The 19,181-nt window shown below is 72.7% G+C and carries 23 protein-coding genes; 15 read left to right on the top strand and 8 right to left on the bottom strand.

Features of this window, described 5'->3' with window-relative positions:
• Positions 1-284 precede the first annotated feature (284 nt).
• Both ACFWBF_RS32025 and ACFWBF_RS32020 read right to left on the bottom strand, forming a co-directional pair.
• Positions 285-1,064 carry a GntR family transcriptional regulator gene (locus ACFWBF_RS32025; RefSeq protein WP_385608059.1) on the bottom strand — a complete coding sequence of 260 codons (780 nt, stop codon included), beginning with the start codon at positions 1,062-1,064 and terminating at the stop codon, positions 285-287.
• Positions 1,061-1,603: a GntR family transcriptional regulator gene (locus ACFWBF_RS32020; protein ID WP_385608057.1), complete on the bottom strand. Its 543-nt coding sequence runs from the start codon at positions 1,601-1,603 to the stop codon at positions 1,061-1,063. The genes ACFWBF_RS32025 and ACFWBF_RS32020 overlap by 4 nt, the downstream gene beginning before the upstream one ends.
• A 150-nt stretch (positions 1,604-1,753) precedes the next feature.
• On the opposite strand from ACFWBF_RS32020, the gene ACFWBF_RS32015 reads away from it, so the two are divergent.
• The 7 genes from ACFWBF_RS32015 to ACFWBF_RS31985 all read left to right on the top strand — a co-directional run bounded on the left by ACFWBF_RS32015 (position 1,754) and on the right by ACFWBF_RS31985 (position 7,466).
• Entirely contained in the window at positions 1,754-2,143 is a 390-nt protein-coding gene (locus ACFWBF_RS32015; RefSeq protein WP_385608055.1) for an ATP-binding protein, read from the top strand.
• 92 nt (positions 2,144-2,235) lie between these two features.
• Positions 2,236-2,694, top strand: a complete 459-nt coding sequence (locus tag ACFWBF_RS32010; protein ID WP_385608053.1) for a GNAT family N-acetyltransferase — start codon at positions 2,236-2,238, stop codon at positions 2,692-2,694.
• Between the two features lie 47 nt (positions 2,695-2,741).
• Entirely contained in the window at positions 2,742-2,927 is a 186-nt protein-coding gene (locus tag ACFWBF_RS32005; RefSeq protein ID WP_385608051.1) for a hypothetical protein, read from the top strand.
• On the top strand, positions 2,924-3,046 hold the full coding sequence (locus ACFWBF_RS32000) for a hypothetical protein (protein ID WP_385608049.1): 123 nt from the start codon (positions 2,924-2,926) through the stop codon (positions 3,044-3,046). Before ACFWBF_RS32005 ends, ACFWBF_RS32000 begins: the two co-directional genes overlap by 4 nt.
• 159 nt (positions 3,047-3,205) lie before the next feature.
• A complete protein-coding gene (locus tag ACFWBF_RS31995) occupies positions 3,206-3,574 on the top strand; it encodes a hypothetical protein (protein ID WP_385608048.1) in 369 nt (122 codons plus the stop codon).
• Positions 3,490-5,310 (top strand): glycoside hydrolase domain-containing protein, encoded by a 1,821-nt coding sequence (locus ACFWBF_RS31990; protein WP_385608046.1) that lies wholly within the window; start codon positions 3,490-3,492, stop codon positions 5,308-5,310. Before ACFWBF_RS31995 ends, ACFWBF_RS31990 begins: the two co-directional genes overlap by 85 nt.
• A 164-nt stretch (positions 5,311-5,474) precedes the next feature.
• Positions 5,475-7,466, top strand: a complete 1,992-nt coding sequence (locus tag ACFWBF_RS31985; RefSeq protein WP_385608044.1) for a glycoside hydrolase domain-containing protein — start codon at positions 5,475-5,477, stop codon at positions 7,464-7,466.
• A 24-nt stretch (positions 7,467-7,490) separates the two neighbouring features.
• Here ACFWBF_RS31985 and ACFWBF_RS31980 read toward each other — a convergent pair whose 3' ends face one another.
• The 3 genes from ACFWBF_RS31980 to ACFWBF_RS31970 are packed head-to-tail and all read right to left on the bottom strand — an operon-like array spanning position 7,491 to position 9,396.
• Positions 7,491-7,991 (bottom strand): pyridoxamine 5'-phosphate oxidase family protein, encoded by a 501-nt coding sequence (locus ACFWBF_RS31980; RefSeq protein WP_385608042.1) that lies wholly within the window; start codon positions 7,989-7,991, stop codon positions 7,491-7,493.
• A 20-nt stretch (positions 7,992-8,011) separates the two neighbouring features.
• Entirely contained in the window at positions 8,012-8,740 is a 729-nt protein-coding gene (locus ACFWBF_RS31975; protein ID WP_385608040.1) for a VWA domain-containing protein, read from the bottom strand.
• A gap of 35 nt (positions 8,741-8,775) precedes the next feature.
• Complete coding sequence (locus ACFWBF_RS31970) at positions 8,776-9,396, bottom strand: PadR family transcriptional regulator (protein WP_385608038.1); 621 nt, start codon at positions 9,394-9,396, stop codon at positions 8,776-8,778.
• A 121-nt stretch (positions 9,397-9,517) separates the two neighbouring features.
• Here ACFWBF_RS31970 and ACFWBF_RS31965 point away from each other — a divergent pair, with 121 nt between their 5' ends.
• From ACFWBF_RS31965 to ACFWBF_RS31955, 3 genes are all read left to right on the top strand, one after another.
• Complete coding sequence (locus ACFWBF_RS31965) at positions 9,518-10,246, top strand: SDR family NAD(P)-dependent oxidoreductase (protein WP_385608036.1); 729 nt, start codon at positions 9,518-9,520, stop codon at positions 10,244-10,246.
• Between the two features lie 144 nt (positions 10,247-10,390).
• Positions 10,391-10,741, top strand: coding sequence for a hypothetical protein (locus tag ACFWBF_RS31960; RefSeq protein ID WP_385608035.1), 351 nt, complete (start codon positions 10,391-10,393; stop codon positions 10,739-10,741).
• 32 nt (positions 10,742-10,773) lie between these two features.
• Positions 10,774-11,508, top strand: a complete 735-nt coding sequence (locus ACFWBF_RS31955) for a class I SAM-dependent methyltransferase (protein ID WP_385608033.1) — start codon at positions 10,774-10,776, stop codon at positions 11,506-11,508.
• Positions 11,509-11,542: 34 nt separating this feature from the next.
• Here ACFWBF_RS31955 and ACFWBF_RS31950 read toward each other — a convergent pair whose 3' ends face one another.
• Both ACFWBF_RS31950 and ACFWBF_RS31945 read right to left on the bottom strand, forming a co-directional pair.
• On the bottom strand, positions 11,543-12,526 hold the full coding sequence (locus tag ACFWBF_RS31950; RefSeq protein ID WP_385608032.1) for an acyl-CoA dehydrogenase family protein: 984 nt from the start codon (positions 12,524-12,526) through the stop codon (positions 11,543-11,545).
• Positions 12,526-13,671 (bottom strand): acyl-CoA dehydrogenase family protein, encoded by a 1,146-nt coding sequence (locus ACFWBF_RS31945; protein WP_385608030.1) that lies wholly within the window; start codon positions 13,669-13,671, stop codon positions 12,526-12,528. Before ACFWBF_RS31945 ends, ACFWBF_RS31950 begins: the two co-directional genes overlap by 1 nt.
• An 84-nt stretch (positions 13,672-13,755) precedes the next feature.
• On the opposite strand from ACFWBF_RS31945, the gene ACFWBF_RS31940 reads away from it, so the two are divergent.
• From ACFWBF_RS31940 to ACFWBF_RS31930, 3 genes are read left to right on the top strand one after another with little or no spacing between them, the layout of a single operon-like run.
• A complete protein-coding gene (locus ACFWBF_RS31940; protein ID WP_385608028.1) occupies positions 13,756-14,571 on the top strand; it encodes an SDR family oxidoreductase in 816 nt (271 codons plus the stop codon).
• 15 nt (positions 14,572-14,586) lie between these two features.
• Positions 14,587-15,213 carry a TetR/AcrR family transcriptional regulator gene (locus ACFWBF_RS31935; protein WP_385227458.1) on the top strand — a complete coding sequence of 209 codons (627 nt, stop codon included), beginning with the start codon at positions 14,587-14,589 and terminating at the stop codon, positions 15,211-15,213.
• Between the two features lie 20 nt (positions 15,214-15,233).
• The gene (locus tag ACFWBF_RS31930) at positions 15,234-16,391 is read left to right on the top strand and encodes an acetyl-CoA C-acetyltransferase (protein WP_385608026.1); all 1,158 of its coding nucleotides are present in this window, start codon (positions 15,234-15,236) and stop codon (positions 16,389-16,391) included.
• 28 nt (positions 16,392-16,419) lie between these two features.
• Here ACFWBF_RS31930 and ACFWBF_RS31925 read toward each other — a convergent pair whose 3' ends face one another.
• A complete protein-coding gene (locus tag ACFWBF_RS31925; RefSeq protein ID WP_385608025.1) occupies positions 16,420-17,058 on the bottom strand; it encodes an SIMPL domain-containing protein in 639 nt (212 codons plus the stop codon).
• Positions 17,059-17,450: 392 nt separating this feature from the next.
• On the opposite strand from ACFWBF_RS31925, the gene ACFWBF_RS31920 reads away from it, so the two are divergent.
• Both ACFWBF_RS31920 and ACFWBF_RS31915 read left to right on the top strand, forming a co-directional pair.
• Positions 17,451-17,654: a cold-shock protein gene (locus ACFWBF_RS31920; protein ID WP_112447913.1), complete on the top strand. Its 204-nt coding sequence runs from the start codon at positions 17,451-17,453 to the stop codon at positions 17,652-17,654.
• Between the two features lie 103 nt (positions 17,655-17,757).
• A partial coding sequence (locus ACFWBF_RS31915; RefSeq protein ID WP_385608023.1) for a DEAD/DEAH box helicase occupies positions 17,758-19,181 on the top strand: 1,424 nt, incomplete at its 3' end.

Raw genomic sequence — 19,181 nt, 5'->3', positions numbered from 1 at the left:
GTACCCCCGCTCGCCAGGGCGGGACCCCTCATACGGTCCGTACAACGGCGTGCGGAGCTCCTTCTTGACGCCGCGCTCGCACCGCTCGGCCGCAGGCGGCCTCCCGGGCTTCGCCCGGCTGCGCCGGCCTCCGACCGTCGGTGCGCACCCGGTACCGCCGGCAGTACCCCCGCTCGCCAGGGCGGGACCCCTCATACGGTCCGTACAACGGCGTGCGGAACTCTGACACCGCGCCCGCCATGTCCCCGACCAGGGATGGCGGGCGCGGTGGCGTTCGGGGCCGGTCACTCGGCGGCGAACTCGTACCGCAGCTCGTACAGGTGTCCGGCCTTCACCATGACGGTGACCTCGATGGGGAGCTCCCCGTCGCCGAACACGGTGCGCAGGGTCCGCAGCACCGGAAGGTCTCCGGGCAGCCGCAGCGCGCTGTACTGCTCCTGCGTCGCTACCCGGGCGGAGACCCGGTCCACGCTGCGGCGTGGCGGGAAGCCGAGTTCCGCCAGCAGGGTCGGGGTGCCGCCCCGGATGCGGCGCGGCTCCGCCAGGGCGGTGCCGCGCGCGATGTCCGGCGGGTAGTACGAGTACACGAGCTCGGCGGGCTCGTCGTCGACGCTGATCAGCTGACGGCGGCACACGGCCGGGCTGCCCTCCGTGCGGCCGAGCGCGAGGGCGACATCGCCGACGACCGGCACCTCTTCGACCGCCAGCAGCGTGCTGCGTGCGACCGCCTGCCGGTCGGTGGCCTCGGCGAGCCAGGGGTAAGCGGCTCCGTCCGCCGCTGGTGCGAGGGACCCCGCCGGACGGACGGTCCGCTGCCGGTTCTCCCGTACGGTCACCGCCGACCCTGCGCGGCCGATCGCCAGGCCTTCGCCCTTCAGAAGCTGCAAGGCCTTCTGGATCGTGGCGTTGGAGGCGTCGAACCGTGCCTTCAGCTGCGCGGTCGAGGGGAGCTTGGCTCCCGGCGCGAGGCAGCCGCTCATGATCTCGTCGCGGAGGTCGGCGGCGATGCGGGCGTGGAGCGGCCGTGGATCGAGCCCTGCGGCTCCGGAACTGGGCAAGGTCATCCGATCCTGATCTCGTACCGCAACTGCTGGCGTCCGGCCGGCATGACCATCACGTCCGCCTGGATCGTGCGGTCCGCCGAGTCGTAGGTGGCGCGGGCGAGTTGAAGCACCGGTTCGCCGGGCCCGAGGCGCAGTTGCTCGCGCTCGTCGGAGTTGGGCATCCTCGCCGTCACGTTCTCGACGACCCGTACACCGACGTGTCCGAGGGCGGCTAGCAGTGTCACGGCGCCGCCGCGGATCTTCGCCGTGCCGGCCAACGGTGTGCCGACGGCGATGTCCGCGGGATAGTAGGTGTCGGTCAATTCGGACGGCTCGCCGTCGAGTTCGATGATCCGGCGGCGCGCCACGACGATGCTCGACTCGGCCAGGCCGAGCAGGCCGGCGACCTCGGGCGGGGCAGTGATTTCCGCGGCGTGCAGGATGCGCTGCCCGCCCCGACGTCCCGCGGCGGTTGCCTCTTCGCTCCACGCGTCCGTGTCCCCGGAAGCGCGAGGCGTGAGGTACGGCATCGACGTGCTGGTCCACCCGCTGCCGCTCACGATGCCTCCTGTGCGCCCGACCCGACTCGCCCTGCCGTCCTCCACGTTAAGCGACGACTTCAATCCAAACTACCCTTGCCGACCTTGCTGCTTTTCGCGAATAGCGCTACGTTCTGTGTGGCCTTGGAAGCTCAGCGTTAAGGCGGTGGGATGTCTATGACCTTGTCCCGGCAGCAGCGTTTCCGGCGGGCTCGCGCTTCGGTTCGCGCGGTCCGTCAGTTCGTGGGCGACACGCTTGCCGAGTGGGGGGTGTCCGAACGGCGGGACGACATAAAGCTTTGCGCCTCCGAACTCGCCGCGAACGCCGTGCTGCACGGCGTCCCGCCCGGGCGTGAGTTTTCGGTGCGGTTGGCGCGAGAAGACGGGGTCATGTGGATCGAGGTGCGCGACAGCGGACCTGGTTGCCCTGTTGTCCAGCAGCCCGACCCTGACGCGCAGAGTGGCCGAGGGCTGTGGTTGGTGAGGGCGCTCGCCGACGAGTTCGAGATCTGCGACGAGGGTGTGGGCAAGTCGGCCCGGGCCGGTTTCAAGCTGGTGTGAAAGTAAGCAGAGCGGTCGGTGCCGGCCGAGTTCTGGCTTGTTCGCGGGGCTCGGCCTCCGTCGCCGACAGGGCTCCTTGGGATACTGGCCGGATGGATGTCGAGGTCAGGGCGCCGCGGGGCGGGGATGTCGAGGTGCTCGCCGAGTTGCGGGCCGAGGTCATGCGGGGGGATCTGGAGCGGCTCGGGCGCTACGACGAGCACCGGGTGCGGCAGCGGCTGCTGGACTCGTTCTCCGCCGAGCATTCGTCCGTGCTCGTGGCGCGCGGGCAGGTGGTCGGGTGCTTCACCGTGCGGCCCGACGGGGACGGTCTGCTGCTGGAGCACTTCATCGTGGCGGCGGAGCATCAGGGGCGGGGGATCGGCTCCCGGTTGCTGCGCGGGCTGTTGGAGCGGGCCGACGCGCAGTGGATGGACGTACGGCTCAACGTGCTGCGGGGGAGCGCCGCGCAGCGGCTGTACGAGCGGTACGGATTCGCCGTCGAGGCTCAGGACGAGGTGGACGTCTTCATGGTGCGGGCCGCCGGGACCGTGGTCAGGGAGTCCCCCTGAAGGAGGCCCAGCGCCCGTGCCGGCCCGTCCGCTGGCTGGGCGCGGAGTTGGGCGGCGGGAGGCCGCCCAACTCCTTCAGGGAACTGCCCGCCGAGGAGCTGGCGCGGCTCGCCGACGCCCTGCGGGCCGAGCGGTCCCGACAGGCCGACGGGCTGAACCAGGCCGCCGGGGAAGCCCTCAAGCTGGTTCCCGCCCTCGCGCGCGGCGCCGTACGCAAGGTGCTGTTCCGGTGAGCCGCGCCGAGCTGGAGAAGGTCGCCCGGCTGCTGGGCGTGGAGGGCGCCGACCTCGGATTCCTGGACGGGCTGCCGAGCGCGGACGTACGGGCCTTCCGGGAGCAGGTCACCGACTGAACGACCGGGCGCCCGAGATGCTCGACCGCATCGCCGCCGCGACCAGGCTGGTGCCGGCCGGGGTGGCGGCCGCCATATCGCAGAAGGCGCTCGGTCCCAGGCCGGCGGCCGCCGTCGCCGGACGGCGCCCACCTCGACCCGAGGAAGATCGCCGGGATCGTGGACCGGCTCGACGAGGGGCTCGTCGTACGGATCGCCGTCGTACTGGCGGAGCGGGGCGACCACCTCACCATGGGGCGGTTCGTCGGCCACATGCGGGACCGGGTCCTCGGCCGGATCCTGGAACAGGTCGGCGACACCGCCGTCTTGCGCGCCGGCTTCTACGTGGACCTGCCCGAGCGGCTGCCGCGGATCCTGGAGCTCATGGGCGACGACCGGCTCGGCTCGCTCGTGCGCGCCGCCGCGGCCGACGGCCTTTGGGAGGAGCCCTCGCCGTCGCCGGCATGGTCGGCGGCGACCAGCGGCTGGGGATCGCCCAGCTCACGGCCCGCCTCGACGGGGCCGAGCTCGATTCGCTCGTGCGGGTGACGCACGCCGAGGGGCTGTGGGAGGCGCTCCTGCCGCTCGTCGCCCTGCTCGGCGAGGAGGAACGGCTCGCGGTGGCCCGCCTCGACTCGCTGCGCGACCCCCAGGTGCTGGCCGGAGTCGTACGGGCCGTCGTGGCGACCGCGCTGTGGGGGGAGTTCCTCCCGCTGGTCGACGTACTGCCCGCGGACGCGCGGAAGGTGGTGGCGGACGCCGCCGCCGGGCTGGCGACGCGGAGCTGGACGCCCTCGTACGGGAGGTCGACAAGCGGGACCTGTGGGAGCTGGTGCTGCCGCTGGTCGAATTCATGGAGGACGGGCCGGCGGGGCGGGTGCGGGGCGCCGACTGCTCCATACGGACCATCTGCGCGTGCGGTCGCCGCAGTTGAGGGGTCCCGCCGTCTGGTAACAGTGGGTCACATGCCCTCCCGTACGCTGCTTCGCTGCCTGCTGGGCGCCGCCCTGCTGATCCCCGCCTCGGCCGGCCTCCCCGCACACCCCGCCCGTGCCGCCCTCGGCGACGGTCGCACCGTCGACTACCGCGGGCTGCGCCTGTCCGTCCCCGCCGACTGGCGGGTCATCGACCTCGACCGCAACCCCGGCGCCTGCCTGCGCCTCGACCTGCCCACCCTCTACCTCGGGCACGCCGGCGCCCAGAGCGAGTGCACCACCGGCCGCGCCGTCGCCGCCCGCGCCGACACCCTGCACCTGGAGCCCCTCGACGGGGCACCGCCGCGCGCCGACATCCCCACCCTCGCGGTCGACGGCGGGGCAGAGCTGCCGCCGGTCCAGGGCGGCAGCAACGAGCTGCGGTACGCCCTGCGCCGCTCCGGGCTGATGGCCACCGTCTCGTACGGGGTCTCGCCCGACGCGGTACGAGCCGTCCTGGCGCGGGCCCGCACGGCGGCGGGCGGCCACGGCGGCCCGGGCCCCCGCCCCAGGCCCGGCCCCCGGCCCGTCGTCGCCGAGCCGGCCGTCGCCGCCGGCCCGGGCCCCCGTACCGACCAGGAACCCTTCACCGGCGAGGGCTTCGACGCCTGCACCGCCCCCACCCAGCGGTCGATGGACACCTGGCGGGCCGACTCCCCCTTCGGCGCCGTCGGCATCTACGTCGGCGGCCGCGCCCGGGCCTGCGCCCAGCCGCAGCTCACGGCCGACTGGGTCCGCCGCCAGGCGGAGGCGGGCTGGCACCTGATGCCGATCTGGGTCGGCCCGCAGCCCTGGCGCAGCAGCAGCACCGGCCTGTCCTCCGACCCCTCCCAGGCCAACGAGCAGGGCCGGGAGGAGGCGGACGGCGCCGTGGACGCGGCCCGGAACCTGGGCCTGGAGCAGGGCACGGTCCTCTACAACGACCTGGAGAACTACACGGACCGGGCCACCTGGGACGCCCCGGTCGTCGCCTACCTCACGGCCTGGACGGTCCGGCTGCACGAGCTGGGCTACCGCGCGGCGGCCTACGTCTCGGCGAGCTCCGGGGTCAAGGCGCTGAGTGCCCACTACGAACAGGCCCCGCAGGCCATGCCGGACGTCCTGTGGGTGGCCCGCTGGAACGGCGCTGCCTCCGTCGCCGACGCCGACATGGGCCTGCCCACCGGAACCCGCCAATGGGCCGGTCCACGCCGCGCCCACCAATTCCGCGGCGACCACGACGCCTCCTACGGCGGGGTCACGATCAACATCGACCGCAACTGGGTGGACGTGACCCCCGCCGCCCCCACCCCCACCGGCCCCCTCAGCTGACCGCCCTGGACGATGCGGACATCCCGGAGATGCCGGGCCTTCCGGCAATCCGGGATCCATACCGTTCCAGGGCCCATCTCCGGTCATTTATAACCCCGTTGATGGAGCGGGAAGTCTGCATATAGTGATCCGGCATTCAACCTGATCTATGAATCCGGAGCTCAATGTCGTCCCGAAGCATGCTGCGCGGTCTCACGGGATCTGCGATCGGCGCCACCCTGCTGTTCTCTGCTCTGGCCCCCGTTGCAACGGCGGCCGACGGCCGAGTCGTTGAATACCAAGGTCTGAAGGTCACCGTTCCCGGCACGTGGCGGATCGTCGACCTCGACCGCAACCCCGAGGCCTGCCTGCGTCTCGACGTGCCCACCCTGTACCTCGGGCACGCCGGGACCCAGTCCGAGTGTTCGGGCCGCGCGGTCGCCGACCGCGCCGACACCCTGCATCTGGAACCGATCCAGGGCACCTTGCAGCGTGCGGACATCCCCACGGTGACCGTGGCGTCCGGAACCGCCCTGCCCGCCGACCCCAAGGCGGTCAGCAAGGAGCTCCGCTACGCGCTGCGGCAGCCGGGGATCATGGCCACCGCCTCGTACGGGGCTTCGCCCGCGACCGTCCGCAAGATGATCGAGAGCGCCGTGCCGACCGGCACGGGTACCGGCACCACGGCCGGGAAGCGGTCCCTGCCGGAGGCCGGCCCGCAGTCGGCCCCGCAGCCGGTGGCGCCGCTCGCGGCCGCCGCCGGTGTGGTCACGAGCGCCTACCGCGGTGAGGGCTTCGATGCCTGCACCGCGCCGAGCCAGACCACGATGAATGCCTGGAAGGCCAATTCCGCGTACCGCGCCATCGGCGTCTACATAGGTGGCGGCGCGCGTGGGTGCAGCCAGCCGAACCTGACGGCCGACTGGGTGCGTACGCAGACCACCGCGGGCTGGCACCTGATGCCGCTGTGGGTCGGCCCCCAGCCGTGGAACAGCGCGATCGACCCGGCGAACAAGCTCTCCACGGATCTCGCCGTCGCCGACGAGCAGGGACGCACGGCCGCCTCCGGCGCCGTGACGGCCGCTCAGGCGCTCGGCCTGGACCCGGGCTCGCTGCTGTACAACAACGTCGAGTCCTACAGCGACCGGGCCAAGTTCGACGCCCCCGTCGTCGCCTACCTCACGGCGTGGACGGAGAAGCTGCACGAGCTGGGCTACCGCAGTGGCTCCTACGTCGCCGTCGGCTCCGGCGCCAAGGCGCTGAGCGCGGCGTACGACCAGAAGCCGGGCTCCATGCCCGACGTGCTGTGGACCGCCAACTGGAACGGTTCCGCCGGCGTCTCGGACGCCGACATGGGTCTCAGTGCCTGCACCCAGCAGTGGGTGGGCACTAGGCGCGCCCACCAGTTCGTGGGTGACACCAAGGAGACCTACGGCGGCATCCAGCTCAGCATCGACCGCAACTACGTCGATGTCGACGCGGCCGGCGGGGCCCGCAACGACCTGCTGTGCCCCGGCTCCACCATCGAGAGCGCCAACGCCAAGCTGACCATGCAGAGCGACGGCAACCTCGTCGTGTCCTACAAGGCGGGCTCGGGCAGCGGCGTGGCGCTGTGGGCCAGCAACACCTACGGCAACGCCGGCGCCTACGGCACGGTCCAGGCCGACGGCAACTTCGTCATCTACAACAAGGCCGGCGTGGGCATCTGGTCCTCCGGGACCTTCGGCAACCCCGGGGCTTCCCTCCGGCTTCAGGACGACGGCAACCTCGTCCTCTACAGCGCCACCGGCTCCGGCCTGTGGGGCACCGGGACGTGGCAGCGGAGCACCAAGCTCACCTCCGGCCAGAGCCTGACCCCCGGTGCCTGGACGCACGACACCAAGACCGCGGTGGTGATGCAGCAGGACGGCAACCTGGTCGTCGTCGACCGCGTGACCGGCCAGACCCTGTGGACCACCGGCCTCTACAGCCCGGGCGCGTACGCGCGCATGCAGGATGACGGCAACCTCGTCGTCTACCGCAAGGGCGGCGGCCCCACCACGGGCGGCAGCCTGTGGAGCACCGGCACCTGGGGGCACACCGGCGCCTACGCGATGCTCCAGGCCGACGGCAACTTCGTCATCTACGCCCAGGGCACGGGCGCCGCGCTGTGGAGCAGCGGAACCTGGCGCCCGTAACGTGCGGCGTCCGGCCCGGGAGGCTCAGCCCTCCCGGGGCGGCTCGTCGTCGTTGCCGCGGCGGATCGTGCGGATGCCGTGGTTCGGGGTCCAGGCGGTGACCACCAGGTCGTCGCCCTCGACGGCGATGTGGACCACCTCCGTCAGATCCGCGTGGAAGAGGTGGAACGGGTGCGGGGAGTCGGTCTCCTCCGCGTACCGGTGCAGCTCGGGCGGGTCCACGATCTCCACCGCGCGCCCGGAGATCCGTACGTCCCCGTCCGGCATCGTCTCGCCCTCGCCGGGATTGGTGTGCAGCGCGAAGCGCGGGTCGCGCTGCAGGTCCCGGGCCTTCATCGAGCCCGGCATCATGCCCAGCCACAGCTCACCGCCGCGGAAGTCGACATTCAGCCCGGCCACCCGCGGGGAGCCGTCCTTGCGCAGGGTGGCGAGGACGTGGTGCGGGTACTGCGCGAAACGGGCCTGGACGGCCGCCGCGAACTCCGGCTCCGCCTTCTCGAACGCTGCCCAGTTGTTCGTCGTCATGTCCCCATGAAAGCACCGTGTCAGGCGCGGACGATGCCTGCCGCCCGGGCCGCCGCCAGCCCAAACGGGAACTCCGCGACCAGCCGGTCGTACAGTTCCGCGTCCGGGACGGCCCGCGGATCGAGGCCGGCGTGGAAGTAGCCCGCGTTGTCCACCGGCCGCCTCGCCGGGACGGGAAGTTCGTCCAGCCGGCGCAGGAAGTCGAACTGCGAGCTGCGCGTGTTGCCGAAGCCGACGAACTGCCAGAACAGCGGCAGCCGCGCCGCCTTGCACAGGTACTTCTCCGCCGCGAGCTTGTTCACGGGGCCGCCGTCCGTCTGGAAGACCACCAGGGCCGGGGCCGTGGAGCCGGAGTCCAGGTAATGGTCGATCACCGCGTCCATGGCCAGGTGGTAGGCCGTCTTGCCCATGTGCCCGAGGCCGGCGGCGATCGCGGTGACCCGCCCTTCGTGCCCGGCGAGGGAGATCTCCTCCACCGCGTCGACGTCCGTGGAGAAGAAGACCACCGGGACCCGGGCGTCGTCGTCGAGGTGCGCGGACAGCCCCAGCACCCGGTCCGCGAGGGCCTGCACGCTGCCGTCCTCGTAGTACGGGCGCATCGACCCCGAGTAGTCCAGCACCAGGTAGACCGCCGCGCGCCCGCCCTCCAGGCCGTGTTTGCGCAGCGAGACCCCGGCGCTCTTGTAGAGGTTCACGAGAGCCGGAGCGGTCTCTTGCATCGTGCGGAGGTCTGTCGCGCTGCCCGTCATGAGCCCGAGGGTACGGCCGCCGGGCGGCGAACCCCTTACGGGCGGTCGCCCTGCTCGCCCTGCTCACGCTGCTCGGCGGCGGCGGCCGCTGCCGCCAGCTCCTCGATGTCCTCCAGCATGGCGGCCGCGAGGTCGCGCTCGGAGGCGTAGTGGCGCTCGGCCCACTTGAGGGTGAGCGCCGGGTACGCCCACACGGCCTCGCCCTGGACGCTCTCCGCGTCGGCCACCGCCCGGCGGCGCATGTCCTCCGCGAACTCCTGCTGCCGTACGAGGACTTCGCGCATCTGCTCCGGTTCCAGGAGGTGGCCCAGCCACAGCCGCAGCATCGGCCCGTGCTTGAGCACCGGCGGGTCGACGGGCGCCGCGCGCGCCCATTCCCGTACGGCGGCCATGCCCTCGCCGGTGATCCGGTAGACGCGCTTGTCGCGGGTCCCGGTCTCCTGGGCGACCAGGCGGGAGGAGGCGTAACCGGCCGTCTCCAGGCGCTTGAGCTCGCTGTAGATCTGGCTGAAGGACGGGCTCCAGTAGAAGAAGCGCAGCGAGCGGTCCGCCCACTTCTTCAGGTCGTAGCCGGAGAGCTCCTCCCCGAAGGAGAGCAGTCCGAGCACCGCCCAGCCGGTCGCGGGGAGCGTGTGCCTGTTCGTCTCGTCTGCCACGTAATGCAGTCTATGGCCGGGCGTTCGGGCGCCCCCTTACCTCCCTTCCTCCTCCCTCCCTTCCTCCCGCGCGATATGACTGCTAGAAATACGCCTATTCAAAATAGGCAGGGAGGTACCCGTGATCTCACTGGCGGGGAAGGTCGTCGTCATCACCGGCGCCGGGCGCGGCCAGGGCGCGGCGGAGGCCCGGCTGTGCGCGGAGGCCGGCGCGCGGGTCGTCGTCACGGACGTACGGGAGGACGAGGGCCGGGCGGTCGCGGCGGAACTGGGCGACCAGGGGCGGTTCGTACGGCACGACGTGGCCGACGAGGCGAGCTGGGCGGAGGTCGTACGGGAGGCCGTGCGCGCCTTCGGCACGGTCTCGGCGCTGGTCAACAACGCGGCGCTGTGGCGCACGGCCCACGTCGAGCAGCAGGGGCTCGCGGACTTCGAGGCGCTGCTGCGGGTCAACCTGCTGGGGCCGTTCCTCGGCATCCAGGCGGTGGCTCCGCTGCTGCGGGCGGCCGGGGGCGGCTCGATCGTGAACATCTCCTCCACGGCCGGGCTCGTCGGCATCCCGGGCCACGCGGCGTACGGGTCGACGAAGTTCGGGCTCCGCGGGCTGTCCCGGTCGGCGGCGCTGGACCTGGCGGGGGACCGGATCCGGGTCAACTCGGTGCACCCGGGGGCGATCGACACCCCGATGGTGGCCGAGGCGGTCGCAGGGCGGGACTGGTCGCACGTGCCGCTGGGCCGGATGGGCCGGCCGCAGGAGGTGGGGGAGCTGGTCGTCTTCCTCTGCTCGGACGCGTCCTCGTACGTGACGGGCACGGAGTTCGCGGTGGACGGCGGGATGACGGCGGGCTGACGGCAAAACGACGGCGGGACGAGGCCGGCTGAGCTGACAGCCGGCCGGGCCCGCACTTGGCGACGGGCAAGGGGGCGGGGCGGCCGGATTCGAACCGGCCATATCCGCTGGCCGCGGCCCGTCTCCACGCCGTAGCGTCACCCCATGTCCACGAACCCGACCACCACCCTCTGGCGTCCGACGGGCCCCGTCGAGCTGGAGCTGGTCCGCGCCCTCGACCGGCGGGCCTGGCCGCCGCGGCTGCCGGAGCAGCCGATCTTCTATCCCGTCCTCAACGAGGACTACGCGATCCGCATCGCCCGCGACTGGAACGTCAAGCACGACGGCGCCGGCTTCGTGACGCGCTTCGAGGTCGACACCGCCTTCCTGGCCCGCTACCCGGTTCGGCAGGCCGGAGGCGAAACGATTCTGGAGCTGTGGGTCCCGGCGGAGGAGCTGGACGAGTTCAACGCGCACATCGTGGGCCGCATCGAGGTCGTGCACGAGTTCCGCTGAGACGGGCCCGGGGCGGCGCCGACAATGGGGCCATGTCCTCAGCCATGCGCGCCCGTTCCTTCGACAAAGCCGCCGCCCTGTACGGGGCCAGTCGGCCCGGGTACCCCGAGGCGTTGTACGACGCCGTCGAGGAGCTGGCCGGGCGGCGGATCCGCGGGGCGCGGGTGGCCGACGTGGGGGCGGGGACCGGCATCGCGACCGGGGCGATGCGGGCCCGCGGGGCCGAGGTGCTCGCCGTGGAGCCCGGGGACGGCATGGCCGCCGAGTTCCGCCTCGCTCACCCGGACATCCCCATCGTCCGCGGGGACGGGGACCGGCTGCCGCTCGCCGACGGCGGCTTCGACCTCCTCACGTTCGCCCAGTCCTGGCACTGGACGCACCCCGAGCGCTCCGTCCCCGAGGCCCGCCGCGTGCTGCGCCCCGGCGGCGCGCTGGCGCTCTGGTGGAACGACCTGGACGCCGCCGTGCCCTGGATCGCCGAACAGGACGCCCGGATCCGGGCGCTGTTCTCGGCCACCGAAGCCACCTTCCGCGGGCTGCCCGAGGGGCTGGACTTCACCACCCGCGAGGTCCGCTGGTCCCGCCGGATCCCCCTGGAGGCGCACCTGGCCAACCACGCCAGCCACTCCGCCTTCCTGCTCCTCGGCGAGCCCGGCACCCGGGCGTTCATGGACGCCGAACGGGACCGGCTGAGCCCGCTCTTCCCGGACGGCACGGTCGAGGAGCGCTACGTCGTCAGCCTCGCCGTGGCGATCGCCGGAGCCTGAGCGCACGGCTCATGAACACGGCCCTCGCCGCGTCCTACCGCACGCGCGCCTGAAGCACCGCCGCCCGGCACTGCGACGGCGTACCCCACGCGTCCCGCAGCGGGCGGGCCTTGCGCAGCCACAGGGAGAGGTCCAGCTCCTGCGTGTAGCCGACCGCGCCGTGCAGCTGCAGCGCCGTCATGGCCGCCGCGTACGAGGCCTCGCCCGCCGTGAGCTTCGCCGCCGCGACCTCGCCCGGGTCCAGGGTCAGGGCCGCCGCCCACAGCAGCGGCCGGGCGAACTCCAGCCCGAGCAGCGTGTCCGCCAGCCGGTGCTTGACCGCCTGGAAACCGCCGATCGGCGTGCCGAACTGCGTGCGCTGCTTCGCGTACTCCACCGTGCGGGCCAGGAGCGCCTCGCCGACGCCCAGGCACTGGGCCGCCGTCAGCAGCCGCGCCCAGCGGCCGGCCGTCCGTGCCGCCGCCGCCACCCGCGGGCCCGCCGCCAGCAGTTCACCCCCGGCCGGGAGCAGCGACAGCCGCCGTGCCGGGTCCATGGACGCCAGGAGAGCGCCCCCGCCCCCGGCCAGGCGGAGCTCGCCCGCCCCCGACACCGTGAAGCAGTACGCCGCCGCGTCCGCGTCCACCGCGTACGGGGAACCGCCCGGCAGGGTCAGCGTGGCCGCCGCCTCGCCCGCCACGAGCCCCGGCAGGAACCGCTTCGCCAGCGCCGCGTCCCCCAGCTCGCAGAGCAGCACCGCCGCGGCCGCCGTCTCCACCGCCGGACCCGGCAGCCCCGCCCGGCCCAACTCCACGAAGCCGAGCGACAGTTCCAGCGGCAGCAGCCCGGCCCCGTCGTACGCCTCGTCCGCGGCCAGGGCGAACAGCCCCGTCCGCGCCACGCGGCCCCACAGGGCCCGCCCGGGCCCGTGGTCGCCCGCGCCCCAGGCCCGTACCGCCGCGGGGACGTCCGCCGCCCCGAGCAGGTCGCGCAGCGTGCGGGCGAAGTCCGACTGTTCCTCGGTCGGCAGGAAGCGCATCAGCGGCGGCCCTTCGGGAGGCCGAGCAGCCGCTCGGCGATGATGTCGCGCTGGATCTCGTTCGTCCCCGCGTAGATCGGACCGGCCAGCGAGAAGATCCACGGCTCGGCCCACTCGCCCTCCGCGAGCTCCGCGTCCGGCCCCAGCAGGTCCAACGCCGTCTCGTGCAGGGCGATGTCGTACTGCGACCAGAACACCTTGTTCAGGCTGGACTCGGCCCCCGTCGCCTCACCCGCCGCGAAGCGGGCGGCGCCCGCCCAGGTGAACAGCTCGTAGGCGCGCGCCCCGACCACCGCGTCCGCCACCCGGTCCCGCAGCGCGGTGTCGGCCCGGTCCCCGGCCGACTCCCACAGCTCGACCAGCCGCTCCGCGGCCGCCAGGAACCGGCCGGGGGAGCGCAACGTGAGCCCCCGCTCGTTGCCCGTGGTCGACATCGCGATCCGCCAGCCCTGCCCCGGCTCCCCGATCACGTCCGCGTCCGGTACGAAGACCTCGTCCAGGAACAGCTCCGCGAAGGCCGGCTTCCCGTCGAGCCGCCCGATGGGCCGCACCGTCACCCCCGGCGCGCGCAGGTCGAACATCAGATACGTCAGCCCCTGGTGCGGCTTCGGGGCCCCGGGATCCGTGCGGAAGATGCCGAACGCCCGGTCCGCGAAGGCCGCCCGCGAGGACCAGGTCTTCTGCCCCGACAGCAGCCAGCCGCCCCGCGTGCGCACCGCCCGCGACGTCAGCGAGGCCAGGTCCGAGCCCGACTCCGGCTCCGACCAGGCCTGCGCCCAGATCACCTCGCCGCTCGCCATGGAGGGCAGCACCCGCGCCCGCTGCTCGGCCGTCGCGTGGTCGAAGAGGGTCGGCGCGAGCAGGTTGATGCCGTTCTGGGAGACCCGGCCGGGTGCGCCCGCGGCCCAGTACTCCTCCTCGAAGACCAGCCACCGTTCGAGGTCCGCGCCCCGGCCCCCGTACTCCTCGGGCCAGGAGACCACCGACCAGCGGTCCGCGCGCAGCAGGGCCTCCCACTCCCGGTGAGCCGCGAAGCCCTCGCCGGTCTCCAGGGAGGGCAGGGGGACGGACGGCACGTGCGCGGCCAGCCAGTCCCGCGCCTCGGCCCGGAAGGCCTCCACGTCCGCCGCATGGGTGAGGTCCATCAGGTGTTCGCCTCCTTCGGGGCCGGGACGGCAGGCATCCGCACGTCCTTCCCTAACAAGTGTTTGGTAGGTTAACGTACGGCCATGAGCAGCGTCGAGGACCAAGGAGGCACGGGCATGAACCCGCCCGAGTACATCGCCGGCCACGGCCTGCTGAAGGACCGGACGGCCGTCGTCACCGCCGCCGCCGGGGCCGGCATCGGCGGGGCCACCGCCCGCCGCTTCCTGGAGGAGGGCGCCCGCATCGTCATCGGCGACGCGCACGCCCGGCGCCTGAAGGAGACCGAGATCGCGCTCGCCGCCGAGTTCGGGGCCGAGCGCGTCACCTCCCTCCCGTGCGACGTCACCGACGAGGAACAGGTCCGGGCCCTCTTCGCGCTCGCCGAACAGACCCACGGCGGCCTCGACGTCGTCGTCAACAACGCCGGACTCGGCGGGACCGCCGACCTCGTCGACATGACCGACGAGCAGTGGGGCAAGGTCCTCGACGTCACCCTGAACGGCACCTTCCGCTGCACCCGCGCCGCACTGCGTTCCCTGAAGGCCTCCGGGCGGGGCGGGGTCGTCGTCAACAACGCCTCCGTCGTCGGCTGGCGCGCCCAGACCGGCCAGGCCCACTACGCCGCCGCCAAGGCCGGGGTGATGGCGCTGACCCGCTGCGCGGCGCTGGAGGCCGCCGCATTCGGCGTACGGGTCAACGCGGTCGCCCCGAGCCTGGCCATGCACCCGCACCTGGTGAAGGTCACCAGCGAGGAACTCCTGCGCGAACTGACCGCCCGCGAGGCCTTCGGCCGGTACGCCGAGCCGTGGGAGGTCGCCAACGTCATCGTCTTCCTGGCCAGCGGCTATTCCTCTTACATGACCGGCGAGACCGTGTCGGTCAGCAGCCAGCGCGCGTAGGCCGAGAATGGACGCGTGCCAACGAACAAGCCGATCCAGAAGAAGAAGCCGCAGGTGACGGCCTCGCCCGAGCGTCGTCGGGAACTCCTCGACACCGCAGCCGAGGTCTTCGCCGCGCAGGGCTACAACGCCACCACCGTCCGCAAGATCGCCGACGCCGCCGGGATGCTCGCCGGCAGCCTCTACTACCACTTCGATTCCAAGGAATCGATGCTCGACGAGATCCTCTCGGCCTTCCTGAACGAGCTGTGGCAGGGCTACGACACCGTCCTCGCCGCCGGTCTCGGCCCCAGGGAGACCATCGAGGCCCTCGTCACCGAGTCCTTCCGGGAGATCGACCGGCACCGCGCCGCCGTCGCGATCTACCAGAAGGAGTCCCGGCACCTGTCGGCCCAGCCCCGCTTCCACTACCTCTCCGACTCGCAGGTGAAGTTCGAGGAGGCGTGGCTGGGGACGCTGGAGCGCGGGGTCGCCGCCCAGGTCTTCCGCGCCGACCTCGACGTCCGCCTCACCTACCGCTTCGTGCGCGACACGGTGTGGGTGGCGGCGTCCTGGTACCGGCCGGGCGGCCGGCACAGCCCCGAGGAGATCGCCCGCCAGTACCTGTCGATGGTGCTGGACGGGATCGCCGTACGCACGTAACCCGGAACCGAGGAGTCCCGATGCCCGAGGCCTACATAGTCGAAGCGGTACGCACCCCCGTGGGGCGGCGCAAGGGGGGCCTGTCCGCGGTCCACCCGGCCGACCTCGGCGCGCACGTCCTGAAGGCACTGGTCGAGCGGTCCGGGGTGGACCCGGCCGCCGTGGAGGACGTGGTCTTCGGCTGCCTCGACACGGTGGGGCCGCAGGCGGGGGACATCGCCCGGACGGCATGGCTGGCGGCGGGCCTGCCGGAAGAGGTCCCCGGGGTCACCATCGACCGCCAGTGCGGCTCCTCGCAGCAGGCGGTGCACTTCGCGGCGCAGGGCGTCATGTCCGGCACCCAGGACCTGGTGGTCGCGGGCGGCACCCAGAACATGTCGATGATCCCGATCGCCTTCGCGTCACGGCAGGCGGCGGAGCCGCTGGGCTTCACGGAGGGCCCCTACGCGGGATCGGCGGGCTGGCGGGCCCGGTACGGCGACGCCCCGGTGAACCAGTTCCACGGCGCGCAGCTCATCGCGGAGAAATGGGGGATCTCGCGGCGCGACATGGAGCGGTTCGCCCTGTCCAGCCACCAGCGGGCGGTCCGCGCGATCGACGAGGGACGTTTCGAGCGCGAGATCGTGCCCTACGGGGACGTGGCAGTGGACGAGGGCCCCCGCCGGGACACCACCCTCGAGAGGATGGCGACCCTCAAGCCCGTCCTGGAGGGCGGCACCATCACCGCGGCCGTCTCCTCCCAGGTCTCGGACGGCGCGGCGGCGATGCTGCTGGCCTCCGAGCGGGCGGTACGGGAGCACGGCCTGCGCCCCCGCGCCCGCATCCACCACCTCTCGGTGCGCGGCGAGGACCCGATCCGCATGCTGTCGGCGCCCATCCCGGCCACCGCGTACGCGCTGAAGAAGACGGGCATGGCGCTGGGCGACATCGACCTGGTGGAGATCAACGAGGCCTTCGCCCCGGTGGTGCTGGCCTGGCTGAAGGAGACGGGCGCGGACCCGGCCCGGGTGAACGTGAACGGGGGCGCGATCGCGCTCGGCCATCCGCTGGGCGCGACGGGCGTGAAGCTGATGACGACGCTGCTGCACGAACTGGAGCGCACGGGGGGCCGCTTCGGCCTCCAGACGATGTGCGAGGGCGGCGGCCAGGCCAACGTGACGATCATCGAGCGCCTGTAGCCGGCCCCGGGCCGCCGCCCCGCCGCGGTCAGGGGTGCAGGGCGAAGCCGAGGAGCACGGCGGCCTTGATGCGGACCGAGCCGGGGGAGAGGGTGCCGTCGGATTCGGGGTCCCCGCCCGTGCGGCGGCCGTGGCCGTGGCCGCCCGTCGACTCCGGGTCGACGTCCTCGATGTGGATCACCGGGCCCAGCCGCACCCCGCACGCCTCCGCATAGACCTCGGCCTTGCGCCGGGCGGCCGCCACCGCCCGGCGCCGGGCCTCGTCGCGCATCGCGGGCTTGTCGTGGACCTCGAAGTGCACGGCGTCGACGCGGTTCGCGCCGGCCGTGACCGCGTCCTCGATCAGCAGGTCGAGCCGGCCTAGGTCCGCCGTCTGCACGGTGTACGTGGCCATGCAGCAGTAGCCGCGGAAGGTCCGCTCCGCCCCGTACCCGTTGTACTGCGACGTCAGCGCCAGGCGTGAACCGGAGACGTCGGAGTCGGGTATGCCGTGTTCCCGCAAGGTGGCCCGCAGCCGGGCCACCGCCGCACCGGCTTCGGTGAAGGCCTCCTTCGGCGTCGGGGCGATGAGGTCGACCGCCAGTTCCACGTGGGCGAGTTCGGGTTCGGCGGACACGCTGCCCGCTCCGAGCACACTGAGCCCCCAGGGCTCCTTGATCGCTGCCATGCGCGGAGTCAATCACCGATGCCCGCGACGGTGCGCGTTCCCCCCGGTTCCGCCGTTCGGGTGAACGCGTACGCGAGTGAAGGGGAGGTGCGGCCCGCCGTGGCCGCCACCTCCCGGGAGGGCGTGGATCTCCCCGGCGCAGGCGGGGCGGCCCTGGCGGGGCTCCGCGCGGCGCTGCCGAGGCGGAGGGCCGGCCGCGGGCGGGAGCGGTCGCGACGCAGGTCACATGCCTCCCGCCCCCGCCCCGGACCGACGTGTGCTAGCTTTGGGGCGTTGCAGTTGTGGTACCCATGAACTTTATGTGCGCCTGACGGGAATGCTCCGCAGGCGCTTTTATTGTTTTGCCGGAATCTCCGGATGGGGCCCTTTGCCGCCTATTCAGGAGATTTAAAATGGCACTTGGCACCGTGAAGTGGTTCAACTCGGAAAAGGGCTTCGGCTTCATCGAGCAGGACGGTGGCGGCCCGGACGTCTTCGCCCACTACTCGAACATCGCCACCCAGGGCTTCCGTGAGCTCAACGAGGGCCAGCGCGTGTCCTTCGACGTCACCCAGGGCCAGAAGGGCCCCCAGGCGGAGAACATCCTCCCCGCCTAAGGCATTCAGCACGCCGGGGTCCGCACCGAACAGGTGCGGGCCCCGGCTTGTCTGCTGTTTCGACCATTTGTTTTACCTTGCCGTTTCAGGAGGGCTTTCTCGCATGACCAGCTCCAGCTCCGCACGACCCAGCCGCCGCCCCACCCGGGGCCGAGGTGCGGCCCAGGGACGTCCGAAGACTGGCGCGGGACGGCAGAAGTCCGCCCCCGTGGCCAGGCCCCAAGAATTCACCATGCCCGACCCGCTGACCCCGGCCCTGCCGCCGGTCGCCGCGTTCGAGGACATGGGCATGCCCGAGGCGCTGCTGAAGACCCTCGCCGCCCTGGGCGTCACCGAGCCGTTCCCGATCCAGGCCGCGACCCTGCCGAACTCGCTCGCCGGCCGTGACCTGCTCGGCCGCGGCCGTACCGGCTCCGGCAAGACCCTGGCCTTCGGCCTGGCCCTGCTGGCCCGCACCGCCGGGCACCGCGCCCAGCCGAAGATGCCCCTCGCGCTGGTCCTCGTACCGACCCGTGAGCTCGCGCAGCAGGTCACCGACGCCCTGGCCCCGTACGCCACGGCCGTCAACCTGCGCATCGCGACCGTCGTCGGCGGCATGTCGATCAACCGGCAGTCCGGCGCCCTGCGCCGCGGCGCCGAGGTGCTCGTCGCCACCCCCGGCCGCCTGAAGGACCTCATCGACCGCGGTGACGCCGACCTCTCGCAGGTCGCCATCACGGTCCTCGACGAGGCCGACCAGATGACCGACATGGGCTTCATGCCGCAGGTCACCGCCCTGCTCAAGCAGGTCCGGCCCAAGGGCCAGACCATGCTGTTCTCGGCGACCCTCGACAAGAACATCGACAAGCTCGTCAAGATGTTCCTGACCGACCCGGTCGCCTTCTCCGTCGACCCGTCCGCCGGCGCGGTCAGCACGATGGAGCACCACGTCCTGTACGTCATGGACGAGACCGACAAGAAGGCCGTGGCCACGCGCATAGCCGCTCGCGACGGCCGGGTGATCATGTTCGTCGACACCAAGCGCGGGGTCGACCGCATGGTCAAGAAGCTCCTCGCGGACGGCGTCCGCGCCTCCGGCCTGCACGGCGGCCGCTCGCAGCCGCAGCGCAACCGCACCCTGGACTGGTTCAAGACGGGCGAGGTCACCGCGCTGGTCGCCACCAACGTGGCCGCCCGCGGCATCCACATCGACGACCTCGACCTCGTCGTCAACGTGGACCCGCCCACCGACCACAAGGACTACCTGCACCGCGGCGGCCGTACCGCCCGTGCCGGCGAGTCCGGCAGCGTGGTCACCCTGGTGCTGCCCGACCAGAAGCGGGACATGACCCGCCTGATGTCGGACGCCGGGATCTCCCCGCGCACCGCGCAGATCAAGTCCTCCGACGCGGAGCTGTCCCGGCTGACCGGCGCCAAGGAGCCCTCGGGCATCCCCATCGTGCTGGACGTGCCGCAGCCGACCCCGCCGCGCCAGCGCTCCGCGGGCCAGGCCGGCGGCGGCTCCGGCGGTGGCGCGCGCCGCCGCTC

The sequence above is a fragment of the Streptomyces sp. NPDC060028 genome, assembly GCF_042736725.1.
GTDB lineage: Bacteria > Actinomycetota > Actinomycetes > Streptomycetales > Streptomycetaceae > Streptomyces.
Note: the sequence above shows the minus strand (reverse complement) of the source record. Positions and strands in the feature narration are given on the sequence as shown.

Bases quoted from the DNA above. Each gene is read 5' to 3' on its own strand.
- ACFWBF_RS32025 (WP_385608059.1), bottom strand. From the start codon at position 1,064: ATGACCTTGCCCAGTTCCGGAGCCGCAGGGCTCGATCCACGGCCGCTC.
- ACFWBF_RS32015 (WP_385608055.1), top strand. From the start codon at position 1,754: ATGTCTATGACCTTGTCCCGGCAGCAGCGTTTCCGGCGGGCTCGCGCT.
- ACFWBF_RS32010 (WP_385608053.1), top strand. From the start codon at position 2,236: ATGGATGTCGAGGTCAGGGCGCCGCGGGGCGGGGATGTCGAGGTGCTC.
- ACFWBF_RS31990 (WP_385608046.1), top strand. From the start codon at position 3,490: ATGGTCGGCGGCGACCAGCGGCTGGGGATCGCCCAGCTCACGGCCCGC.
- ACFWBF_RS31985 (WP_385608044.1), top strand. From the start codon at position 5,475: ATGTCGTCCCGAAGCATGCTGCGCGGTCTCACGGGATCTGCGATCGGC.
- ACFWBF_RS31980 (WP_385608042.1), bottom strand. From the start codon at position 7,991: ATGACGACGAACAACTGGGCAGCGTTCGAGAAGGCGGAGCCGGAGTTC.
- ACFWBF_RS31975 (WP_385608040.1), bottom strand. From the start codon at position 8,740: ATGACGGGCAGCGCGACAGACCTCCGCACGATGCAAGAGACCGCTCCG.
- ACFWBF_RS31960 (WP_385608035.1), top strand. From the start codon at position 10,391: ATGTCCACGAACCCGACCACCACCCTCTGGCGTCCGACGGGCCCCGTC.
- ACFWBF_RS31955 (WP_385608033.1), top strand. From the start codon at position 10,774: ATGTCCTCAGCCATGCGCGCCCGTTCCTTCGACAAAGCCGCCGCCCTG.
- ACFWBF_RS31950 (WP_385608032.1), bottom strand. From the start codon at position 12,526: ATGCGCTTCCTGCCGACCGAGGAACAGTCGGACTTCGCCCGCACGCTG.
- ACFWBF_RS31945 (WP_385608030.1), bottom strand. From the start codon at position 13,671: ATGGACCTCACCCATGCGGCGGACGTGGAGGCCTTCCGGGCCGAGGCG.
- ACFWBF_RS31940 (WP_385608028.1), top strand. From the start codon at position 13,756: ATGAGCAGCGTCGAGGACCAAGGAGGCACGGGCATGAACCCGCCCGAG.
- ACFWBF_RS31930 (WP_385608026.1), top strand. From the start codon at position 15,234: ATGCCCGAGGCCTACATAGTCGAAGCGGTACGCACCCCCGTGGGGCGG.
- ACFWBF_RS31925 (WP_385608025.1), bottom strand. From the start codon at position 17,058: ATGGCAGCGATCAAGGAGCCCTGGGGGCTCAGTGTGCTCGGAGCGGGC.
- ACFWBF_RS31920 (WP_112447913.1), top strand. From the start codon at position 17,451: ATGGCACTTGGCACCGTGAAGTGGTTCAACTCGGAAAAGGGCTTCGGC.